This is a genomic window from Kribbella shirazensis, from assembly GCF_011761605.1.
Lineage (GTDB): Bacteria > Actinomycetota > Actinomycetes > Propionibacteriales > Kribbellaceae > Kribbella > Kribbella shirazensis.
In genome coordinates, this window is the sequence record NZ_JAASRO010000001.1 from 3,999,751 (window position 1) to 4,018,939 (window position 19,189).

Annotated in this window: 20 protein-coding genes; 16 read left to right on the forward strand and 4 right to left on the reverse strand. The window is 68.7% G+C overall.

The window, feature by feature from the left end:
- Positions 1–77: 77 nt before the first annotated feature.
- The 10 genes from BJY22_RS19550 (at position 78) to BJY22_RS19595 (ending at position 10,801) form a co-directional block, all read left to right on the forward strand.
- A complete protein-coding gene (locus BJY22_RS19550; RefSeq protein WP_167208762.1) occupies positions 78–1,589 on the forward strand; it encodes an ABC transporter substrate-binding protein in 1,512 nt (503 codons plus the stop codon).
- Positions 1,586–2,530, forward strand: coding sequence for an ABC transporter permease (locus BJY22_RS19555; RefSeq protein ID WP_167208764.1), 945 nt, complete (start codon positions 1,586–1,588; stop codon positions 2,528–2,530). Before BJY22_RS19550 ends, BJY22_RS19555 begins: the two co-directional genes overlap by 4 nt.
- Positions 2,530–3,348: an ABC transporter permease gene (locus tag BJY22_RS19560; protein WP_202891183.1), complete on the forward strand. Its 819-nt coding sequence runs from the start codon at positions 2,530–2,532 to the stop codon at positions 3,346–3,348. The genes BJY22_RS19555 and BJY22_RS19560 overlap by 1 nt, the downstream gene beginning before the upstream one ends.
- Before the next feature lie 76 nt (positions 3,349–3,424).
- A complete protein-coding gene (locus tag BJY22_RS19565) occupies positions 3,425–4,378 on the forward strand; it encodes an ABC transporter ATP-binding protein (protein WP_167208768.1) in 954 nt (317 codons plus the stop codon).
- Positions 4,371–5,240 carry an ATP-binding cassette domain-containing protein gene (locus BJY22_RS19570; RefSeq protein ID WP_238350399.1) on the forward strand — a complete coding sequence of 290 codons (870 nt, stop codon included), beginning with the start codon at positions 4,371–4,373 and terminating at the stop codon, positions 5,238–5,240. The genes BJY22_RS19565 and BJY22_RS19570 overlap by 8 nt, the downstream gene beginning before the upstream one ends.
- Positions 5,237–6,670: an aldehyde dehydrogenase family protein gene (locus tag BJY22_RS19575; protein ID WP_167208770.1), complete on the forward strand. Its 1,434-nt coding sequence runs from the start codon at positions 5,237–5,239 to the stop codon at positions 6,668–6,670. The genes BJY22_RS19570 and BJY22_RS19575 overlap by 4 nt, the downstream gene beginning before the upstream one ends.
- Positions 6,671–6,681: 11 nt before the next feature.
- On the forward strand, positions 6,682–7,443 hold the full coding sequence (locus BJY22_RS19580; protein WP_167208772.1) for an SDR family NAD(P)-dependent oxidoreductase: 762 nt from the start codon (positions 6,682–6,684) through the stop codon (positions 7,441–7,443).
- A gap of 9 nt (positions 7,444–7,452) precedes the next feature.
- Positions 7,453–8,826, forward strand: a complete 1,374-nt coding sequence (locus tag BJY22_RS19585; RefSeq protein ID WP_167208774.1) for an amidase — start codon at positions 7,453–7,455, stop codon at positions 8,824–8,826.
- A gap of 156 nt (positions 8,827–8,982) precedes the next feature.
- Positions 8,983–9,960: a GlxA family transcriptional regulator gene (locus BJY22_RS19590; RefSeq protein WP_167208776.1), complete on the forward strand. Its 978-nt coding sequence runs from the start codon at positions 8,983–8,985 to the stop codon at positions 9,958–9,960.
- A gap of 85 nt (positions 9,961–10,045) precedes the next feature.
- Positions 10,046–10,801 carry a hypothetical protein gene (locus BJY22_RS19595; RefSeq protein WP_167208778.1) on the forward strand — a complete coding sequence of 252 codons (756 nt, stop codon included), beginning with the start codon at positions 10,046–10,048 and terminating at the stop codon, positions 10,799–10,801.
- Between the two features lie 25 nt (positions 10,802–10,826).
- Here BJY22_RS19595 and BJY22_RS19600 read toward each other — a convergent pair whose 3' ends face one another.
- The 3 genes from BJY22_RS19600 to BJY22_RS19610 all read right to left on the reverse strand — a co-directional run bounded on the left by BJY22_RS19600 (position 10,827) and on the right by BJY22_RS19610 (position 13,378).
- Complete coding sequence (locus BJY22_RS19600; protein WP_167208780.1) at positions 10,827–11,807, reverse strand: serine hydrolase domain-containing protein; 981 nt, start codon at positions 11,805–11,807, stop codon at positions 10,827–10,829.
- A 38-nt stretch (positions 11,808–11,845) separates the two neighbouring features.
- Complete coding sequence (locus BJY22_RS19605) at positions 11,846–12,532, reverse strand: hypothetical protein (protein WP_167208782.1); 687 nt, start codon at positions 12,530–12,532, stop codon at positions 11,846–11,848.
- 348 nt (positions 12,533–12,880) lie between these two features.
- On the reverse strand, positions 12,881–13,378 hold the full coding sequence (locus BJY22_RS19610; protein WP_167208784.1) for a MarR family winged helix-turn-helix transcriptional regulator: 498 nt from the start codon (positions 13,376–13,378) through the stop codon (positions 12,881–12,883).
- Positions 13,379–13,431: 53 nt separating this feature from the next.
- Between BJY22_RS19610 and BJY22_RS19615 the strand changes: the two genes are divergently transcribed.
- Positions 13,432–14,715 (forward strand): glycosyltransferase, encoded by a 1,284-nt coding sequence (locus BJY22_RS19615; RefSeq protein WP_167208786.1) that lies wholly within the window; start codon positions 13,432–13,434, stop codon positions 14,713–14,715.
- 190 nt (positions 14,716–14,905) lie between these two features.
- The gene (locus BJY22_RS19620; RefSeq protein WP_167208788.1) at positions 14,906–16,438 is read left to right on the forward strand and encodes a SulP family inorganic anion transporter; all 1,533 of its coding nucleotides are present in this window, start codon (positions 14,906–14,908) and stop codon (positions 16,436–16,438) included.
- Between the two features lie 13 nt (positions 16,439–16,451).
- Here BJY22_RS19620 and BJY22_RS19625 read toward each other — a convergent pair whose 3' ends face one another.
- Positions 16,452–17,210: a hypothetical protein gene (locus BJY22_RS19625; protein ID WP_167208790.1), complete on the reverse strand. Its 759-nt coding sequence runs from the start codon at positions 17,208–17,210 to the stop codon at positions 16,452–16,454.
- A 140-nt stretch (positions 17,211–17,350) separates the two neighbouring features.
- On the opposite strand from BJY22_RS19625, the gene BJY22_RS19630 reads away from it, so the two are divergent.
- The 4 genes from BJY22_RS19630 (at position 17,351) to BJY22_RS19645 (ending at position 19,090) form a co-directional block, all read left to right on the forward strand.
- Positions 17,351–17,794, forward strand: coding sequence for an Hsp20/alpha crystallin family protein (locus BJY22_RS19630; protein WP_167208792.1), 444 nt, complete (start codon positions 17,351–17,353; stop codon positions 17,792–17,794).
- A gap of 42 nt (positions 17,795–17,836) precedes the next feature.
- Positions 17,837–18,100, forward strand: coding sequence for a hypothetical protein (locus tag BJY22_RS19635; RefSeq protein ID WP_167208794.1), 264 nt, complete (start codon positions 17,837–17,839; stop codon positions 18,098–18,100).
- 277 nt (positions 18,101–18,377) lie between these two features.
- Positions 18,378–18,797: a DnaJ domain-containing protein gene (locus BJY22_RS19640; protein WP_167208796.1), complete on the forward strand. Its 420-nt coding sequence runs from the start codon at positions 18,378–18,380 to the stop codon at positions 18,795–18,797.
- A gap of 59 nt (positions 18,798–18,856) precedes the next feature.
- The gene (locus tag BJY22_RS19645) at positions 18,857–19,090 is read left to right on the forward strand and encodes a DUF2188 domain-containing protein (RefSeq protein ID WP_167208798.1); all 234 of its coding nucleotides are present in this window, start codon (positions 18,857–18,859) and stop codon (positions 19,088–19,090) included.
- Positions 19,091–19,189 lie beyond the last annotated feature (99 nt).

Consider the following 19,189-nt stretch of genomic DNA (forward strand, 5'->3'; position numbering starts at 1 on the left):
GAGCAGAGGACAAACCTAGTGGCCCATTGAGACCTAGTCCACTGGTCAGACCAGTTGGCGGCACTGGAGGAGTAGACGTGAAGTCGTCGTTTCCCACGCGAGCGGTCGCATTCCTCGCCTCCGCGGCGCTGCTGGCCCTGACCGCCTGTTCGGCCGGATCCGGTACGTCGTCCGGTAGCTCGCCGGGAGGTGATCAGAACCTGTCGATCGGTCTGGTCGCGGAACCGGCCAGCCTGGACTTCACCACCACCGACGGCGCGGCGATCCCGCAGGCGCTGCTCGGCAACGTGTACGAGACGCTGGTCAAACAGGACGACTCCGGCAAGATCGTGCCGTCGCTGGCGAAGTCGTGGACGGTGTCGCCGGACCGTAAGACGTACACGTTCGACCTGGCCGACAACGCGAAGTTCACCAACGACAAGCAGTTCACGGCGAACGACGCGGTGTTCAGCATCAACCGCGTGAAGACCGCGTGGACGACATCGCTCAAGGCCGCGATGGAGGTCGTCTCGTCGGCCAAGGCGCTGTCGCCGACCCAGCTGCAGGTGACGCTGACCAAGCCGAGCAACGACTGGCTGTTCCGGATGACCACCCGGATCGGCGCGATGTTCTCGGAGAGCGGTGTCAGCGCGCTGGCGACCGCACCGATCGGGACGGGCCCGTTCAAGTTCTCGAAGTGGAACCGCGGCGACTCGATCGTCCTGACCCGCAACGACAACTACTGGAGCACCAAGCCGTTCTTCCAGCAGATCACGCTGAAGTACTTCAAGGACGCGACCGCCCTCAACAACGCGCTGCTCACCGGCACGATCAACGTGATCGGCACCGTGCAGGCACCGGAGGCGCTCAGCCAGTTCACCAGCAACGACAAGTACCAGGTGATCGAGGGAACGACGAACGGCGAAGTCCTGCTGTCGTTCAACAACGCGCGACCGGTCATGGCGAGCCTGGAGACCCGGCAGGCGATCCGGATGGCGATCGACCACAAGGCGCTGCTCGACACCTGCTGGGCCGGGCGCGGCAAGCTGATCGGCAGCATGGTCCCGCCGACCGACCCGTGGTACGAGGACCTCACCGGCGTCGCGCCGTTCGACCTGGCCAAGGCGAAGTCGATGCTGCAGGCCTCCGGCGCGGCCGGCAAGACGCTCCGGCTCCGCCTCCCGACGTTGCCCTACGCAACGTCCTGCGGCCAGGTGGTGAAGAGCCAGCTGGAGCAGGCCGGGCTGAAGGTGCAGATCGACCAGCTCGAGTTCCCGGCGGCCTGGCTGACCACGGTGTTCAAGAACGCCGACTACGACATGTCGATCGTCGCGCACGTCGAGCCGCGCGACCTGGGCGCGGTGTTCAACCCGAAGTACTACACCCGCTACAACGACCCGACGCTGCAGGGCTACCTGGCCGCGGCGGACGCGGGTGACGAGGCCGCGCAGACCGACAACATGAAGAAGGCGGCCCGCCGGCTGTCCGAGCAGGCCGCGGGCGACTGGCTGTTCCTGCTGCCGAACCTGATGGTCGCGGACAAGAACGTCAAGGGCCTGCCGACCAACGCGATCACCGAGAACTTCGATCTCTCCAAGCTCGCGCGATGATTCTCCGACTGATCGAGCGCGCGGGAGTGTTCTTGGTCAGCCTCGTGGTGAGCTCGGTGCTGGTCTTCGCGTTCATGGCGGTGCTGCCCGGCGATCCCGCCCGGGTCGCTCTCGGCGTGAACGCCTCCGACGAGGCGGTGGCCGAGCTGCGGCGGCAGTTCGGCCTCGACCGTCCGCTGCCGACGCAGTACTTCGACTGGCTCGGCGGGCTGTTGCGCGGTGACTTCGGGACGTCGTACGTGTCGAAGGCGGCGATCGGGCCGCAGGTGTTCGACCGGCTGCAGGTCACGCTGTGGCTGGTCGTCGCCGGGATGATCATCGCGCTGCTCGTCGCCGTGCCCGCCGGGACCGTGATGGCCGCGCGGCATCGCCAGGTCTCCGGGCTGGCGCTGTCCGCGCTCTCGCAGGTGGGCGTCGCCGTGCCCGCGTTCCTCGCGGGCATCCTGCTGATCGTGGTGTTCGCGGTGAAGCTCGGCTGGCTGCCGGCCAACGGCTGGACACCACCGGCCCAGGATCCGGCGATGTTCCTCAAACAGCTGATCCTCCCGGCGCTGTCGCTCGGGCTCGTCCAGGGCGCCGTCCTCACACGCTACGTCCGCAGCGCCGTCCTCGAAGTACTGCGCGAGGACTATCTACGCACAGCCCGGGCGAAGGGCCTCCGCCCGTTCCAAGCCCTGTGGAAGCACGGTCTCCGCAACGCCGCCGTCCCAGTCGTCACAGTCCTGGGCCTCCAGTTGGCGACCCTTCTCATCGGCGCAGTCGTCGTCGAAAGAGTCTTCGTGATTCCGGGCCTCGGCAGCCTCCTCCTCGACGGCGTCTCCAACCGCGACCTCCTCCTCGTCCAGGACGTCGTGATGGTCCTCGTCATGGCCGTACTGCTCGTCAACTTCCTCGTCGACCTGCTGTACGTCGCCCTCGACCCGCGACTGAGGACAGCGTGATGCGGCGCCTGAACCCGAGCCTGATCGTCGGCGCCGTGATCGTCGCGGTGATCGTGCTGATGGCGCTCCTGTCGTTCGTGTGGACGCCGTACGACGCCACGCTCGTCACACCGACGGCGCGGCTGCTGGACCCGTCCTGGTCGCACTGGTTCGGCACCGACAAGTTCGGGCGGGACATCTTCAGCCAGATCATGGTCGGCTCGCGCACGACGCTCTTCGTCGGGGTCGTCGCGGTCGGGGTCGCGGCGGTGATCGGCGTACCGCTGGGGATCCTGGCGGCGATGGTTCGGCGGTGGCCGGGCGAGTTCATCATGCGGGCCAACGACCTGTTGCTCGCGTTCCCGGCGTTGCTGCTGGCCATCATGTTCGGCGCGGTCTTCGGCGCCAGCACGCTGACCGCGATGATTGCCATCGGCATCGCTTCGGTGCCGAGCTTCGCGCGCGTGATCCGCAGCGGCGCGTTGCAGGTGATGCGGACGGAGTACGTGCTCGCGGCGCGCGCGGCGGGGCGGCGGCCGTGGCCGATCGCCGTACGGCATGTGCTCCCGAACGTGACGAGCCTGATCACCGTGCAGGCGTCGGTGTCGTTCGCGATCGCGGTGCTGGCGGAGGCCGCGTTGTCCTTCCTCGGCTACGGGACGCCGCCGCCGACCCCGTCGTGGGGGCGGATGCTGCAGGAGAGCCAGGAGTTCCTGTTCAGCGCGCCGCGGCTGGCGATCTTCCCCGGGATCGCGATCGCGATCGCCGTCCTCGGGTTCAACCTGCTCGGCGACGGTCTGCGCGACCGGTTCGACCCGAAACTGGAGGATCGCCGATGAACGAGCGAAGCGAGTTCATCATCGGGCACAGTGCGCCTCGTGTCTCATCCGCGCCCGGAGCGAAGCGAGGACGCGGATGAGCAACGTACTGACCGTGCGCGGTTTGTCGGTGTCCGTGCGGGACACGGCGCTGGTGTCGGACGTCGATCTGACGGTCGGCGCTGGGGAGCGGGTCGGCCTGATCGGCGAGTCGGGATCGGGCAAGTCGCTGACCGCGTTGAGCATCCTCGGGCTGCTGCCGGAGGACGTACGGGCCGGCGGATCGGTGCGGCTCGACGGCGTCGGCCACGAGCTGGTCGGTGCGGACGAGCGCCGGATGTCCCGCGTCCGCGGCCGCGACATCGCGATGGTGTTCCAGGAGCCGATGACCGCGCTGAACCCGACCATGCGGATCGGCGACCAGATCGCCGAGGCGATGGTCATCCACAAGACCGTGAGCAATCAAGCGGCCCGCACGGCGTCCGCGGACCTGCTCGAACGCGTACAGCTGCCGGCCGAGACGCTGCGTGCGTACCCGCACCAGCTCTCCGGTGGCCAACGGCAACGAGTCGTCCTGGCGCTCGCCCTGGCCAACGATCCGGCACTCCTGATCTGCGACGAGCCGACGACCGCACTCGACGTCACCGTTCAGGCGCTCGTCCTCGACCTGATCGTCCGCGGGGTGATGGACCGGTCCTCCGCGCTGCTCTTCATCACCCACGACCTCGCCGTCGTCGCCACCGTCTGCGAACGCGTGCTGGTCATGTACGGCGGACGCGTCGTCGAGTCCGGCCCCGTCGAAGAGGTGTTCACTCGTCCTCGGCACCGCTACACGGAAGGTCTGCTCGCGGCCTCCGACCTGGAGACCACGTCCCGTCGGCTGACCACGATCCCCGGCAACGTGCCGCCCGCCGGACGGTTCCCGTCCGGCTGTGTCTTCCGTACCCGGTGCGCGCATGCGACCGCTCTCTGCGAAGAGACGCCGCCGTGGACCGGCTCGGAGGCGCGAGGGTTCGCCTGTCATCACCCGGCAGGAGGCGACGATGCCTGAGCACATGCCGACCACGCACGAGCCCGGGACGCCGACCGCCATCCAGGTCGTCGACCTCGTCCGCGACTACTCGCGTCCACGAACCTCCCTGCTCAAGCCTGCTCCCGTCGTGCACGCGCTCCGCGGCGTGAACCTGGAGGTCAAGCAGGGCGAGCGGTTCGGCATCGTCGGTGAGTCCGGCTGCGGCAAGTCGACGCTCCTGCGCATCATCTCCGCCCTCGACCGCGCCACCTCCGGGCACGTGATCGTCGAAGGCACCGACATCACCCGCCTCCCCGAACGCCGGCTGCGCCCCCTCCGCGAGAACCTGCAGCTCGTCTTCCAGGATCCGATGAGCTCGCTCGATCCGCGGATGCGCGTCCGCGACATCATCGCCGAACCGCTCGTCGTGCAAGGGCATCCGGCTTCGGGAGCACGCGTCCGCGAACTGCTCGAAGCCGTCGGTCTCTCGGCGGACGCCGGCGACAGGTACCCGCACCAGTTCTCCGGCGGCCAACGCCAGCGCATCTCGATCGCCCGGGCGCTCGCGCCGCGCCCGCGCATCCTGATCGCCGACGAGCCGGTCAGCGCCCTCGACGTGTCCGTCCGCGCCCAGGTCCTGAACCTCATCTCGGACCTGGTCGACGAGCTCGACCTCACGCTCGTGTTCGTCTCGCACGACCTGTCCGTCGTCAAGCACGTCTGCGACCGCGTGGCCGTGATGAACGCGGGCCAGATCGTCGAGACCGGCTACACCGGTGACGTGTACGCCGCTCCGCAACATCCGTACACGCAGCGCCTCGTCTCGGCGATCCCGACACTGCAGCGCGCACTCGCCGGCGCAACCACGTCCGACCTGCTCGCGAAGGGAGATCCAGCATGAAGTTCCCCGCCGGCTTGCCGATCGGTGAGTCGTGGATCGAGGCGCCGGCGACGGCGCCGGTGATCTTCCCGTACGACGGATCGACGGTGGCGGAGGCGCCGGTCGGGGACGTCGCCGCCGCGCGGGCGGCCCTCGACAGCGCGCTCACCGTTCGCGAAACGGTCGGCCGGTTGCCGTCGTACCTGCGCCGGAAAGTCTTGCAGAGCGTGCATTCGGCGGTCCTGGCCGAGCGGGACGCCTTCGTCGACCTGCTGGTGCTGGAGACCGGCAAGCCGCTGGTCGACTGCCGGGTCGAGATCGATCGGACGCTGCTCACGCTGGAGACCTCGGCCGAGGAGGTCGCGCGGTTGCACGGCGAGACCGTGCCGCTCGATCTGCTGCCGAGTGGTGAGGGACTGCAGGGCTTCTGGGTCCGCAAGCCGATCGGTGTGGTCATCGGGATCACCGGGTTCAACTATCCGTTGCTGCTCGCGACGCACAAGATCGCGCCGGCGTTCGCGGCCGGCTGCCCGATCATCGTGAAGCCCGCGCCGCAGACCCCGCTCGCGACGCTCTGGTTCGCTCACCTGATGCGCTCGGCGCTGGCCGACGCGGGCGCACCGGAGTCCGCTCTGCAGGTCGTGACCGGTGCGGCCGATGTCGGCGCGACGCTGACCACCGACGAACGCATCGGAGCCGTGTCGTTCACCGGATCGGCCGCCGTCGGGCACCGGATCGCACGGGACGCGGCGCCGACCAAGGTCCTGCTCGAACTGGGATCCAACTCCGCGCTGGTCGTCGCCGCGGACGCCGACCTGGACGCGGCTGCGGACGCGATCGTGCGTGGCGGGTACTACGCCTCCGGTCAGGCCTGCATCTCGGTGCAACGCGTGATCGCGGTCGAATCCGTGCGGGACGCGCTGCTGGACAGGCTCGGTGCGCGGCTGCCCGCTGTGGTGGTCGGTGATCCGCGGGACCCGGAGACGCGGGTGTCCGCGTTGATCAACCCCGCGTCGACGGATCGCGTTCGGCAGTGGGTCGGTGATGCGGTCCATGCGGGCGCCTCGATCGCGTACGAGGCCCCTGGTGACGTCCTCGGTCCGATCGTGCTGACCGACGTACCGGACGGTCGGCAGGCGTGGGACGAGGAGATCTTCGGACCGGTGATCGCCGTACGGTCGGTGCCCGATGTCGACAGCGCGCTGCGGGCCGTCAACGAGACGCGGTACGGGCTGCACGCGAGCGTCTTCACGTCGTCGCTCGACACCGCGTTCGCCGCGATCGACCGGCTCGACGTCGGGGGAGTGGTGATCAACGAAGTGCCCGGGTTCCGCTCCGACGTGATGCCGTACGGCGGGGTGAAGGACTCCGGCACCGGCCGGGAGGGACCGCGCTTCGCGATCGAGGAGCTGACGACGACCCGGATGGCCATCATCCGCCCGCGCCCATGACAGGCGGCCCCATGGAGTACACGAAGCTCTTCCGGCTGGACGGGAAGCATGCGGTGGTGATCGGTGCCGGCAGCGGGATCGGGCGGGAGAGCGCCCTGGCGCTGGCGGCCCACGGCGCGCGGGTGACCTGCGCCGACCGGGACTTCGCGGCTGCGCGCGACACGGCCGGCGACTCGTTGACGGCGTACGAGCTGGATGTGCTGGACGACGCGGCGATCGAACAGGCCGTCGCGGACCTGGATCCGGTGGACGTGCTCGTGTTCACGGCGGCGACGAACGTGCGGAAGCGGATCCTCGACTACACCGGCGAGGAGTTCGACCGGGTTGTGGCGCTGAACCTGCGGGCGTCGTTCCAGCTCCTGCGCGGGTTCGGGCGGGGGATGGCGGAGCGGGGGAGCGGCAGCATCATCGGGTTCAGCTCGATCCGCGGTACGACGGTCGAGCCGGGCCAATCGGTGTACGCGGCAACGAAGGCCGGTCTCGTCCAGCTGCTGCGGACGGTGGCCGCCGAGCTCGGTCCGTCCGGGGTCCGCGCGAACGCGATCGCCCCGGGCGTCGTCGAGACACCGCTGACCGCGCAGATCAAGGCCGATCAGAGCTGGTACGACGCCTACGCGCAGAAGGGCGCGCTCGGCCGCTGGGCGCAACCACACGAACTCGCCGGCGCCGTCGTGTACCTCGCGTCCGACGCGTCGAGCTTCGTGACCGGCAGCGTCCTCGCGGTCGACGGCGGCTGGACCGCGGTCGACGGCCGCTTCGAACCACCGAACTGAGGAGTGTGCATGCAGCTCGCTGACTTGACGGCAACCGAACTGCTGGCGAAGTACCGCGACGGCTCGGTGTCACCGGTCGAGGTCATCGAGGACGTGCTGACCCGCGTCTCCTCGTTCGAGCCGCAGTTGTGTGCGCTCTACGCGTTGGATCCGGACGGTGCGCGAGCGGCGGCGCACGAGTCGGAACGTCGCTGGCGGGACGGTACGGCGGGGGCGCTGGACGGCGTACCCGTGACGGTGAAGGAGAACATCGCGACGCGTGGAACGCCCGTACCGCAAGGGACCGCGGCGACGGCGCTGATCCCGGCGGCGGAGGACGCGCCCGCTGCGGCGCGGTTGCGGGCGGCAGGGGCGGTGATCTTCAGCAAGACGACGATGCCGGAGTACGGGATGTTGTCGTCCGGGGTCTCCACCTTCCATCGGCTGACGCGGAATCCGTGGGACCTGTCGAAGACGGCCGGCGGTTCGAGCGCCGGCGCTGCTGCCGCGGCCGCGGCCGGGTACGGGCCGATCCACGTCGGCACGGACATCGGCGGATCGATCCGGTTGCCCGCGGGGTGGTGCGGACTGGTCGGGCTCAAGCCGACGCACGGGCGGATCGCGGTCGGGAACCCGTACGCCGGGCGCGCGATCGGGCCGCTGACGCGGACGGCGCCGGACGCGGCGCTGGCGTTGTCGGTGATGTCCGGATACGACCCGCGTGATCACACCTCGCTTCCCGTGCCGTCCGATGATTTCGAGGTTCAGGTGGCCGGCCTGCGGGTCGCGTTGCTGCTCGACGCGGGGGTCGGGCTGCCGGTCGATCCCGAGGTCACGGCGGCGGTCTCGGCGGCGGTCGACGTACTCGCGGCGGGCGGCGCGATCGTCGAGCCGATCGGGCCGATCATCACGCGCGAGATGCTCGACGGCCTCGATCGTTTCTGGCGCATCCGGTCGGCCACGGACATCGCGGCGCTGCCCGAGGAGCGGCGCGCGAAGGTTCTGCCGCAGATCCGGTCGTGGGTGTCTACGGCTGCGGATCTCACCGCGGCGGACGTCTTCCACGGGTACAGCCAGATGGGCGCGATGGCCGCGGCGGTCGGACAGGTGTTCACGACGTACGACGTGATCCTGTCACCGGTCGCGCCGATCACCGCGTTCCCCGCCGAGCTGGCGTATCCGACGGATGATCCGGCCAAGCCTTTCGAACACATCGGCTTCACCGTTCCGTACAACATGTCCCACCATCCGGCGACCACCGCCAACGTCGGCTGGTCCACCTCCGGACTGCCGATCGGCGCCCAACTCGCCGTACCGCACCACCAGGACCTCCAGGCGCTGGCACTCGCCGGCTATCTGGACGACCACCGGGCCGAGACCCGTCCCTGGCCGTCGATCCGGTAACAGTCAGACGGTCGGCGAGGCGACCCAGGAGGAGCAGGAGCAGGATCGCGACGACGGAGACGGCGAGCTGGATGAGGAGGAACACGCACATCATCGTCGCTAGGTCGGATCGCGCTCGACAGTGGCAAGAATGCCCAGGTTCGATAGATTGTCGCCATGCATCGGGTCGCGGTGGTGGCCGCCGATCACGTGAAGAGCCTCGAACTCGCGATCCCCGGCCAGGTGTTCGGGACTGCGCACTCGCACGACAAACCTGCCGGGGCGGTGTTCGGTGCGCCGCTGTACGACGTGGTCGTGTGTGGGGAGCGCCCTGATCTCGTGGTGTGCGGCCGCGGGGGAGCGGAGATGTTCCGGCTCACCGCACCACACGACCTGAGCGTGGCTCTGACTGCCGACACCGTGATCGTGCCGGGCACACGCGTTGACATGGAGCCGGCCACGGAGGTCCTCGATGTCCTGCGGCAGGCGCACGCCCGCGGCGCGAGGATCGCCTCGATCTGTTGTGGCGCCTTCATCCTGGCTGCCGCGGGCCTGCTCGACGGACGGCGGGCGACGACGCACTGGACGACGGCCGAGCACTTCGCCCGGCGGTTCCCTCGGGTCGAGGTCGACCCCACCGTGTTGTTCGTCGACGACGTCGACGTGCTCACCTCGGCCGGGGCGGCGACCGGCCTCGACCTGTGCATCCACATGGTGCGCAACGACTTCGGGTCGGCGGTCGCGGCCGACACCGCCCGCCACATCATGATCCCGCCGCAGCGCGCCGGCGGGCAGGCGCAGTTCATCGTGCACCGCGAACCGACGGGTGACAGCGGTTCGCTCGAGCCGACGATGCGATGGATCCGAGAGCACATCGGCGAACCGTTGACGCTGGCCGACATCGCACGTCAGGCCGCCGTCAGCCCTCGTACGCTCAACCGCCGTTTCCGCGAGGAGACCGGGACGACGCCGCTGCAATGGCTGCTCACCCAGCGCGTCCGTCACGCCCAGGAACTCCTGGAAACCACGAGCCTCCCGATCGAGGACGTCGCCCGACACTGCGGATTCGGCACCGCCGTCAACCTGAGGCAACACTTCACCCGACGAGTCGAAATGTCCCCGATCGCCTACCGCCGCGCCTTCCAGCCCCACTGACCGAAGACCCTTGTTGACAGCGGGGGGTCATGGAACGTGCGGAAATAACGTTGCCGGATATTTTGGTGCGGGCCAGGGTGCTGTCGTGGAACTTGTGACCCTCGCGGAGCGCCCTGACCTCGCCGAGGCTCTGGGCAACCCAGACCTGATGCCGGAGCCCGAGCTTCTCTACCACGACGCGGTGGCGGCGCAGTGCTGGCCACGGCTGGTCACGGATTTCCCCGACTACCAGGTCGCCCTCCTCGACCAGGGCCGCGTCATCGCGAAGGGCCATTCGATTCCCTTCCAGTGGGACGGAACGGATGCGGAGCTGCCGGATCAGGGCTGGGACTTCGTTCTCGCCACCGGAGTTGCCGACCGCGACGCCGGGCGGATGCCGAATGCCGCGTCCGCGCTCCAGATCGTGGTTGCCAAGGACCGGCTGGGCACCGGATTGAGCCAGCTGATGGTGCGCAGCCTGCGCGATGTCGCCGCAGCCCACGCATTGCCTGTTCTGTATGCCCCGGTGCGCCCGAACCGCAAGGACCGCTACCCGCTGATCCCGATGGAGCACTACGCCCGCTGGACCTTGAAAGACGGTACGGAGCCGTTCGACCCGTGGCTCCGCGTCCACTGGCGCCTGGGCGGCCGCATCCTGCACTGCTGCCAGGAATCCATGATGATCTCCGGAGCGGTGGCGGAGTGGGAGGAGTGGACCGGACTCGCGATGCCGGCCAGCGGCCAGTACGTCGTCCCGGGCGGCCTGGTTCCCGTCGAGGTCGATCACCCCAGGGACATCGGCCGCTACATCGAGCCGAACGTCTGGGTCCGCCACGATCTCGGCGACGGGCCGGCCGAGTAGTTCAGCCGCGCAGACGAGCCGATCGTCAAGCTGGGAAAGCGCGGGCGATGGGCCAGGCGCCGGGGGACGTGTTGGAGAGGACGGTGCACGTGGTCCCGGTGCGGGGATCGTGGGTGGACTTGAACGACGCGCCGGCGTCGTACCCGACAAGCATCACCGTGTCGGTGCTCTCGTGCAGCCAGAAGCCGAGGCCGTAGCGCCGGGATTGCTCGGGTACGTCGCGGCGCGGCCGTACGACGTCCTCGACGGAATCCACGATCTGCCCGGCGAACAGCGCGCGCCAGAAGGTCGAGATGTCGGCTGCCGTCGTATGGATGCCGCCGTCGCCGCTGGCGAGCACCGGCAGGTGGAAGACGTTCGACCGGTCGACCCCGTCCAACGGCAGGTACCCCACGGCCGCGTCAGCGGGAAGCTCGTCGGAGCGGAGAAAATCGGTGCTCGTCATGCCGGCGGGGCGGAGTACGCGCTCCCGGAGCAGGTCATGGAATCCGACACCGCCGGCCCGCTCCGCCAGCAGCGCGAGGACGACGAACCCACCGTTGCAGTAGCTGAACCGGTCACCGGCCGGGAACTTGGTGGGATGCCCGTCCAGCAACGGCAGGAAGGCCTCGGTGGTGGTCAGTTCGTGTGCCGCGCCAACGAAGTAGTCGGTGATCTCCGTGTCGGCATCCTCGTCCAGGTAGTCGCCGATGCCGGAGGTGTGCGTGAGGAGATGCTCGACGGTCACGTCGTCCGCGATCAACGGAAGGTCCTTGCCGAGCAGGGACCGCGCAGTGGTGTTCAGTTCGAGTACGCCGTCCTGCACCAGCGCGAGCACCGCCAGAGCGGTGAAACCCTTGCTACCGCTGGCGATACCGAATCTGGTGTCCAGGGTGTTCGGGACGCCGTAGGTGCGATTGGCCGGCCCATAGGCCTTCGCGAACTCGATCTCCCCACCCCGATCGATCCGGACCACCCCGGAGAAGCCAGTCTCCTGAGCGATCTTGTCGATGTCCCCGCGTACCATGCCCGAACCATAGCCCGGAACCTCCTCGATGCCTGTCGTCATTCGCGGGGGACGAGCCTGACACCGGTCGCCGCACTGATCACCGCACGGTCGCCGAGCGGGGCGACCAACATGACGGCGGCGGCCGCACGATGACCGACGTCGTCACCACATGCATCGCCCGGCACCGGGCCGTAACTGCCTCCGATGACGACCAGGTCCTCGAACTCGAGGACGTGAGCGCGAAGCTCTGTCTCACAGCTCCCGTGGAGAACGTAGTAGGTGAGGGTCCTGCCGTCGACGCGGGCCAGATTGTCGACCCCGAGGAGGCCAGTAGGCAGTTCAGCGAGCCCGGGTGGCGGGTCGGGCTCGAACGGAGGTTTGAGCACATCGTCGGAGACTGCGACGACGACGATCGGCCTCGAGAGACCCTTTGCGGTGAACGACCAGGCGGGCACGGTGGCCGGTCCGCGGCTGGTGTCGACCTCGGCTGTTCCCAGGGATGCGCCGGCGATCGTGAGAGTGCACGCCGCCGCAGGAAACCCCCTGCAGTTGCTCCGGGTGGTTCCGATCTGTCCGATGAGGGCAGGACGGGCGTCGAGCACGCGCACCGGCAGGTTCGATCCGTCTGCGAAGTCGATGCGCGAGGTGCCGCCCGGTACCGGTTGGACACCGGGCGCGACGGTGACCTGTCCGGCGGACCACGCCACCTTCTGCTCGGTCGTGTCGAAGGCGATTCCAGGCATACGGGATGAGTACAGGAACACACCCTCGGGCGGTACCGGGATGCCCGCCGCTCGGACGGCCCGTTCCACGGCGCGCGCCCGCGCGAGGAACGCCGGAGTGGGAGGACCTGACGGGATCACCGTCGGCTCCACGGTACGGAGTGCGGTCGGCGTAGCGTCTCGCGCTTCCGGGGCCGGCGCGACCTCGGTCCCACACGCCGAGAGGGCCGCGACCAGAACGATGGCAGCACCAACGTATGCACGGCATCGGACGCGGGTCGACAACGTGCCTGGGGGAGACACACAGGTACGGCGAGTTCTGGTCTGAGCCGCCATACGGCTGAGTATCCGCCCGGGTCGAGGTGTTGACTACGGCGAGTTCGCGTCGAGTCGGGTGATGACCAGGTTGAGTGAGCTCAGCAACGCGCGGAGGGCTGGGGCGTCCAGGGCTTCGAACCAGCTGACCACGGCGTCGACGTCGCTCGTATCGCGTGAAGCCCAGTAGTCGCGGCTCTGCTGTGTGGCGACGAGGCGCGTGGTCCTGGCGTCGTCGGGGTCTGCGCGCAGCTCGACCAGACCCTTGCGTTGCAGGGCCGAGGCGATCTGCTTGAGGTTCTGCCTGGAGCAGGCGAGCGCGGCTGCCGCGTCGGACAGCGACGGTGAACCGGCTGCTTCGACCACAGTGATCAGAGCGGCCTGCTGAGTCGTCAGACCGTCTTCGCGGAGCCGCTTGTCCATGGCCGCGCGCAGCCGAGCGGCGAGCGAGAGCGTCGTACGAAACGCCTCGACCGCCAGCAGCGAGTGCTCCGGAAGGTTCGCGGCCTGGTCGGGCCGGAGACGGAGCGGGGTGGGACCTGTCGTTGACATGCGCAATATATTACCTTTAATCTCGGCCTCATCGAGGGTTGAGGGGGCGCGACATGATCTGCCTGCTACCGAACTGCGGTTTCCTGTCGGAGACGTCGCGCATCCTGGAGATCCATCGCGCGCTGACGGCTCGCGGCGCGGAGGTCACGACCGCGACCCACGGAGGGCCGTACGTCGAGTTGCTCCGCGATCACGGCGTCGAGGTCGACGTCCTCGGGGACGGCTGGACCGCCGAGCGCGTCACGCAGTTCATCTCCTCGATTCCGGGGATCGGTCCACCCGGACAGAGCATGTGGACCGATGACGAGATCCGGCAGTACGTCGCGCTCGAGGCCGAGTACTTCGGTGCGCACGGCGTCACGGCCGTCGTGACCGGGTGGACCTTGACCGCGCTGCTGTCGTCGCAAGTAGCGGGCGTTCCCGTCGTCGTCGAGCACTCGGGGGCTTTCGTGCCGCCGCTGTTCGAGCGCGGGCGGGCGATACCGCCGGACCGCCGGATCGGCCTGCCGCTGGAGGGCCTCATGCCGGCGCGTTTCCGCAAGTTCCTTTTCAACAAGGGATTGCGGTACCAGAAGATCTACACCGACGGCTTCAATCGTGTAGCGGAGGAGTTCGGTGTCGCCGGGATTCCGAGTTTCCCTGCTCTGCTGATGGGCGATCTCACGTTGATCACTGACATTCCCGAGGTCTTCGGAGTGTCACGACAGGACGTGGACGGCTGGATTCCCAGACCGGCCAGGGCGTATCGACCGGGCGCGCGATTGCGCTACACCGGACCGCTCTTCGCTCACCTCGACCTGCCCATGCCCGAGCGGGTCGAGAGCTTTCTCGATCAGGACGACCCGGTTGCGTACGTCGCTTTGACCTCGACGTCGCCCGAACTCGTCCGCGATGTGGTCGAGCAGGTGCGTACCGTCGTACCAAAGGTCCTCGTCGCGGGTACGACACATGACCTGGCCGGCCTCGAGGGCGACGGTGTTCTGGTGGAGAAGGTCCTGCCGAGTCACCGGATCATGCCGCGGGTGGCGGTCGCGGTGATCACCGGCGGCCAGGGATCCGTGCAGACGGCGATGTCCGCGGGGACACCGTTCGTCGGCATCGCCCTCCAGCCCGAGCAGGCCGCCAACCTCGACATCGCGGAGCGCGTCGGTGTGGCTCGCGCCGTACCTCTGCCACGCGCGACCAGTGACCTGACCGAGGCCGTTCGCGGTGTCCTCGCCAACCCTCGTTCTCGTGCGGCGGCGGAGCGCGTCAAGGGGCTGTACGCCGCCACCGACGGCGCGGGCGCTGCCGCGGACGCGATCCTCGAACTCGCCACGGTCGAGCAGACCGCTTAGCGATCTGCAGGTGCTCACCCATGGCACTCACGTCCTACTGCTGACCCGTAGAGTTGGGGGTGTGAGGCGTTCTGGTGCTCCTCACCCGCCTCACACCTTCCTGTGATGCGACCTCGTGCTGCCGCCGGTGCAAGGACGCGCTGCGCATGCCCGCCACGAGGTGCCGCCCGCCTGCTTGTCTGGAGACCGCATGACCTCGCTGGCACCTGAGTCAGCCACGCCCGAACCCGCCCAGTTCCCTCCCGCCGATGAAGCCGACATCACGTCGGTCCGCGCCGCGCTCCGTTCGCCGCGCAGGTTGCGCGTCGAGGTGCTGGCCGGCCTGGTGGTCGCGCTCGCGCTGATCCCGGAGGCGATCAGCTTCTCGATCATCGCCGGCGTCGATCCGCGGGTGGGGCTGTTCGCGTCGTTCACGATGGCGGTCTCGATCGCGTTTCTCGGCGGCCGCCCGGCGATGATCTCCGCGGCGACGGGCGCGGTGGCGCTGGTGATCGCTCCCGTGATGCGTGACCACGGCTTCGAGTACCTGATCGCCACAGTGCTCCTGGCCGGCGTCCTGCAGGTGGTCCTCGGCGTGCTCGGGGTCGCGCGGCTGATGCGGTTCATCCCGCGGTCGGTGATGGTGGGCTTCGTCAACGCCCTCGCGATTCTGATCTTCCTGGCTCAGTTGCCGCATCTGACGCACGTGCCGTGGCCGGTCTATCCGCTGGTGGCCGCCGGAATCGTGGTGATGGTCTTCCTGCCGCGGTTCACCAAGGCCGTCCCGGCGCCGCTGATTGCGATCCTCGCGGTCACGGTGTTCGTGGCGCTGACGTCGGTGACGGTGCCGACGGTCGGTGACGAGGGCAAGCTGCCGGACAGCCTGCCGTCGCTGTTCTGGCCCGACGTACCGTGGAATTTGGACACGTTGCGGATCATCGCGCCGTACGCCGTGGCGATGGCGCTGGTCGGGCTGCTGGAGTCCCTGATGACCGCCAAGCTCGTGGACGACGTCACCGACACCCACTCGCACAAGACCCGTGAAGCCTGGGGACAAGGAGTCTCGAACGTCATCACCGGCTTCTTCGGTGGGATGGGCGGCTGCGCGATGATCGGCCAGACGATGATCAACGTGAAGGCCTCGGGCGCTCGTACCCGGATCTCGACCTTCCTGGCCGGCACGTTCCTGCTGATCCTCGTCGTCGGTCTCGGTGACCTGGTCGGCGACATCCCGATGGCCGCCCTGGTCGCGGTGATGATCATGGTCTCGGTCGGCACCTTCGACTGGCACAGCCTGCGGTCCTTGCGCCGGATGCCGCGCAGCGAAACCGTCGTCATGCTGTCGACGGTCGTGGTCGTCGTCATCACCCACAACCTCGCCATCGGTGTGATCGTCGGCGTCGTCGTCGCGATGATCCTGTTCGCGCGTCGCGTCGCGCACTTCACCACGGTCACCGACGTCGCCCACCTCGACGACGACACCAAGGTGTACGCCGTGACGGGGGAGCTGTTCTTTGCCTCCAGCAACGACCTGGTCTACCAGTTCGACTACCGCGGAGACCCCGCCAATATCGTCATCGATCTGACCGACTCCCACATCTGGGACGCCTCCACGGTCGCAACCCTGGACGCGATCACCACCAAGTACGCCCGCTACGGCAAGACCGTCCAGATCGTCGGGCTGAACCCCGCCAGCGCCGAACGCCACGAGCGCCTCGCCGGCAAACTCGGCGCCGGCCACTGACCGTCGAGGTCGATCACGGCCAGGCCTGTTCGTTGCGCGCCGTTCGCTCGGTTCGCAATCGGTCGGTCGTCACGTTGATATCCGAGACCTGCCCGGCCAGGTTCGGATGGCTGTCCTCGAGCTTCGCGCCGGCCTCGGCGAGGGGACTGAGCAGGGTTGCGGTGTCACCGTCACCGAGGGCGTGCAGGAGCCGGTCGGCGCTCGCCTGGGTGCCGGGATCGAGGTCGTCCAGCGCGGTGATCTGCGCGGCGAGCCGGCGCAGCATCGCCGCGTTGTCCCGGGCCCACTGGGTGACGGCTCGGTCACCGGCTCGCCGGTCCCGGGCGGCCTGGACGCGTTGCTCGCCCGTCATCCCGTCGGGGTCGCTGGCGTGCGAGTTGAGTCGCAGGTAGCGGCGCTCGGCGGCCTGGCGACTGGCCAGTCCGAGTGTGGGCGCGATCGCCGCCCAGCTCGCGCCGCGGTCCCGGGCCGCTCCGATCAGCAATGGCTCCCAGGTAGCGAACTGTTCCTGCAGGACCCGCAGGCTCGTCAGCGCGGCGAGCACATCCGCCGAACTGACCGTCCCCTGGTCTGCCGCACGGTCCTGCGCCGCCGTGACGTCTTCCGCCGTACCGTCGCGCCCTACCGTGCGTCCTCGCTCCGCCGGCTGATCCTGCCCGTCGCCCGGGGACGCGAGCCGCTGGACGGTCTCCTCGACGGTGGTGAACGCGGCCCGCGCAGCGCTTTCTCCGTCTCCGACGGCGTTGGCCTCGGTCGCTTCGTCGGCGGCCATTCGTCACCTCCTTCTCCGGATACCGGATGCGTCACCGTTTAGATGACACGATCTTCTTGTCATCGTTTCGATGACATGCTATATCGGAAGTGCGTGTTGACACCACCCAGGAGTCGAGGACCTGAGGAGGTGCAGGGACGATGTTGATACGCACGGATCCGTTCCGGGAGTTCGATCGACTGGCGCAGCAGTTCTTCGGCAGCCAGTCGCCGGGCACGTGGTCGCGCCCGACCCCGATGCCGATGGACGCCTATCGCGACGGTGACCAGTACGTTGCGGTGTTCGATCTGCCCGGGATCTCACCGGACGCGATCGAACTGGATGTCGAGCGCAACGTGCTGACGGTGAAGGCCGAGCGCCGGCCGGTCGAACTCGCCGAGGGCGCCGAGATGCAGGTCTCCGAACGTCCGCTCGGAGTTTTCTCCCGGCAGCTGTTCCTGGGCGAGACCCTGGACGCGGACCGCATCGAGGCGAGCTACGACGGCGGCGTCCTGACACTGACGATCCCGATCGCCGAGCAGGCCAAACCGCGCAAGATCGCGGTCACGGCCAGCGGTGGCGACCGCAAACAGATCGACGCCTGACGGGCCGTCATCGTGTAGGTGACAGCTGACGGGGTGAGACCGATGCCGGTGACCGAGCAGCCCATCGCCGAGCACGAGGCCTTCGCGGACCTCGTGCTCAGCGACGACGACCTGGTGCGGGCCGAATTCGACGATCTGATCGCTGCCTGCTGGGAGTCGCCGTACGAGCCGCCGCCCGGCAAGCCCAGTCCGCCGACCCGCGGCCGGGAGCCACGGCCACCGTTGAGTCGGCCGCGCAGTTCCCGCATCCGGCTCGACCGCTGGCCATTGCGACGGCCGCTCGGCCGGGGCCGCGGTCCTCCGTGAACGGCAGGCGGTGGATCGACGGATCGAGACATGGACAGCTGGATATTCGGAGGGAGTGAGGAGCTCAGGCAACCGACGTAGTTCATGACCGGGTGATGCGACCGCCCGCCGGTGACACCCCTCGCGCCGGCGAGGTCCCCTTTCCCGCCGGAGTCCTTCCTAGGACGAAGCTCTCAGCGCGGGCCGCCGCATCACCCCGGTCGACGCATTCCCTTCACGCATCCCATCTCGCATTCCGATCACGCATTCCGTTGAACGCCTTCAGGAGATCGCAGCCATGACCGCGTCGCTCCGCGACCTGTACGCGATTCTCGGGGCCGCCGCCGAGGCCTCGGACGACGATCTCGACCATGCCTTCCGGCGCCTCGTCCTCCGGCACCACCCCGACACGCGTGCCTCGGCCGCAGCAGACCACGCAGCAGACCACGCAGCAGAGAGTGCGGCAGAGCGCGCAGTTGCGTCGGCACAGTCCGACGGCGACGCCGACCAGCGCCTGCAGGAGATCCTGAACGCCTACGCCACCTTGCGCGACCCCATCCGCCGCGCGGCCTACGACCGCATCCGAGTACGACGGGCCACGGCGCCCGCACCGCGACCCGGGCCACCACCCGCCGCGCCACCGGCGACGCATGTCGGCCGGGGAATCCGTGTCGGGGCGGCGATCCGAGTCGGGCCGGTGCGGTGGCAACCGCCTTAGACCACCCCTGGGACACCACGCTCACCACGATGGGTCAGACATCAGGAGACGGAGCCACCATGGCACCCATTGACGACGTCGAGACGTACTGCGACAACGGGATCTGGAAGTCCCGCTGGCGCAACAGCATCAAACCCTTCGCGGCCGGCGGAGGCAGAGAGCGTCAGGTCTGCCAGGGCGCAACCGTGGCGCAGTGGTACGGCGTGGACCACATCATCACCAACCCCGACGGCACCCTCGCCGAACACAACTCCTACCGCTACCTACGCGAGCACACCGCCAACCCCGCCTGAAGCACTCCGCAATCAACCACCGCCGTATCCCCGGACTCAGCAGCTTCTCCTCCCACAGCCCGCGGCGATCTGCAGCGGCACGCCGGCCGCGAGCCCTCC

What these genes read in the sequence shown, in the direction of transcription:
- BJY22_RS19585 (WP_167208774.1), top strand. Translation starts at nt 7,453, where the DNA reads ATGCAGCTCGCTGACTTGACGGCAACCGAACTGCTGGCGAAGTACCGC.
- BJY22_RS19560 (WP_202891183.1), top strand. Translation starts at nt 2,530, where the DNA reads ATGCGGCGCCTGAACCCGAGCCTGATCGTCGGCGCCGTGATCGTCGCG.
- BJY22_RS19630 (WP_167208792.1), top strand. Translation starts at nt 17,351, where the DNA reads ATGTTGATACGCACGGATCCGTTCCGGGAGTTCGATCGACTGGCGCAG.
- BJY22_RS19575 (WP_167208770.1), top strand. Translation starts at nt 5,237, where the DNA reads ATGAAGTTCCCCGCCGGCTTGCCGATCGGTGAGTCGTGGATCGAGGCG.
- BJY22_RS19615 (WP_167208786.1), top strand. Translation starts at nt 13,432, where the DNA reads ATGATCTGCCTGCTACCGAACTGCGGTTTCCTGTCGGAGACGTCGCGC.
- BJY22_RS19645 (WP_167208798.1), top strand. Translation starts at nt 18,857, where the DNA reads ATGGCACCCATTGACGACGTCGAGACGTACTGCGACAACGGGATCTGG.
- BJY22_RS19570 (WP_238350399.1), top strand. Translation starts at nt 4,371, where the DNA reads ATGCCTGAGCACATGCCGACCACGCACGAGCCCGGGACGCCGACCGCC.
- BJY22_RS19625 (WP_167208790.1), bottom strand. Translation starts at nt 17,210, where the DNA reads ATGGCCGCCGACGAAGCGACCGAGGCCAACGCCGTCGGAGACGGAGAA.
- BJY22_RS19565 (WP_167208768.1), top strand. Translation starts at nt 3,425, where the DNA reads ATGAGCAACGTACTGACCGTGCGCGGTTTGTCGGTGTCCGTGCGGGAC.
- BJY22_RS19605 (WP_167208782.1), bottom strand. Translation starts at nt 12,532, where the DNA reads ATGCCTGGAATCGCCTTCGACACGACCGAGCAGAAGGTGGCGTGGTCC.
- BJY22_RS19640 (WP_167208796.1), top strand. Translation starts at nt 18,378, where the DNA reads ATGACCGCGTCGCTCCGCGACCTGTACGCGATTCTCGGGGCCGCCGCC.
- BJY22_RS19620 (WP_167208788.1), top strand. Translation starts at nt 14,906, where the DNA reads ATGACCTCGCTGGCACCTGAGTCAGCCACGCCCGAACCCGCCCAGTTC.
- BJY22_RS19610 (WP_167208784.1), bottom strand. Translation starts at nt 13,378, where the DNA reads ATGTCAACGACAGGTCCCACCCCGCTCCGTCTCCGGCCCGACCAGGCC.
- BJY22_RS19600 (WP_167208780.1), bottom strand. Translation starts at nt 11,807, where the DNA reads ATGGTACGCGGGGACATCGACAAGATCGCTCAGGAGACTGGCTTCTCC.
- BJY22_RS19635 (WP_167208794.1), top strand. Translation starts at nt 17,837, where the DNA reads ATGCCGGTGACCGAGCAGCCCATCGCCGAGCACGAGGCCTTCGCGGAC.
- BJY22_RS19555 (WP_167208764.1), top strand. Translation starts at nt 1,586, where the DNA reads ATGATTCTCCGACTGATCGAGCGCGCGGGAGTGTTCTTGGTCAGCCTC.
- BJY22_RS19590 (WP_167208776.1), top strand. Translation starts at nt 8,983, where the DNA reads ATGCATCGGGTCGCGGTGGTGGCCGCCGATCACGTGAAGAGCCTCGAA.
- BJY22_RS19580 (WP_167208772.1), top strand. Translation starts at nt 6,682, where the DNA reads ATGGAGTACACGAAGCTCTTCCGGCTGGACGGGAAGCATGCGGTGGTG.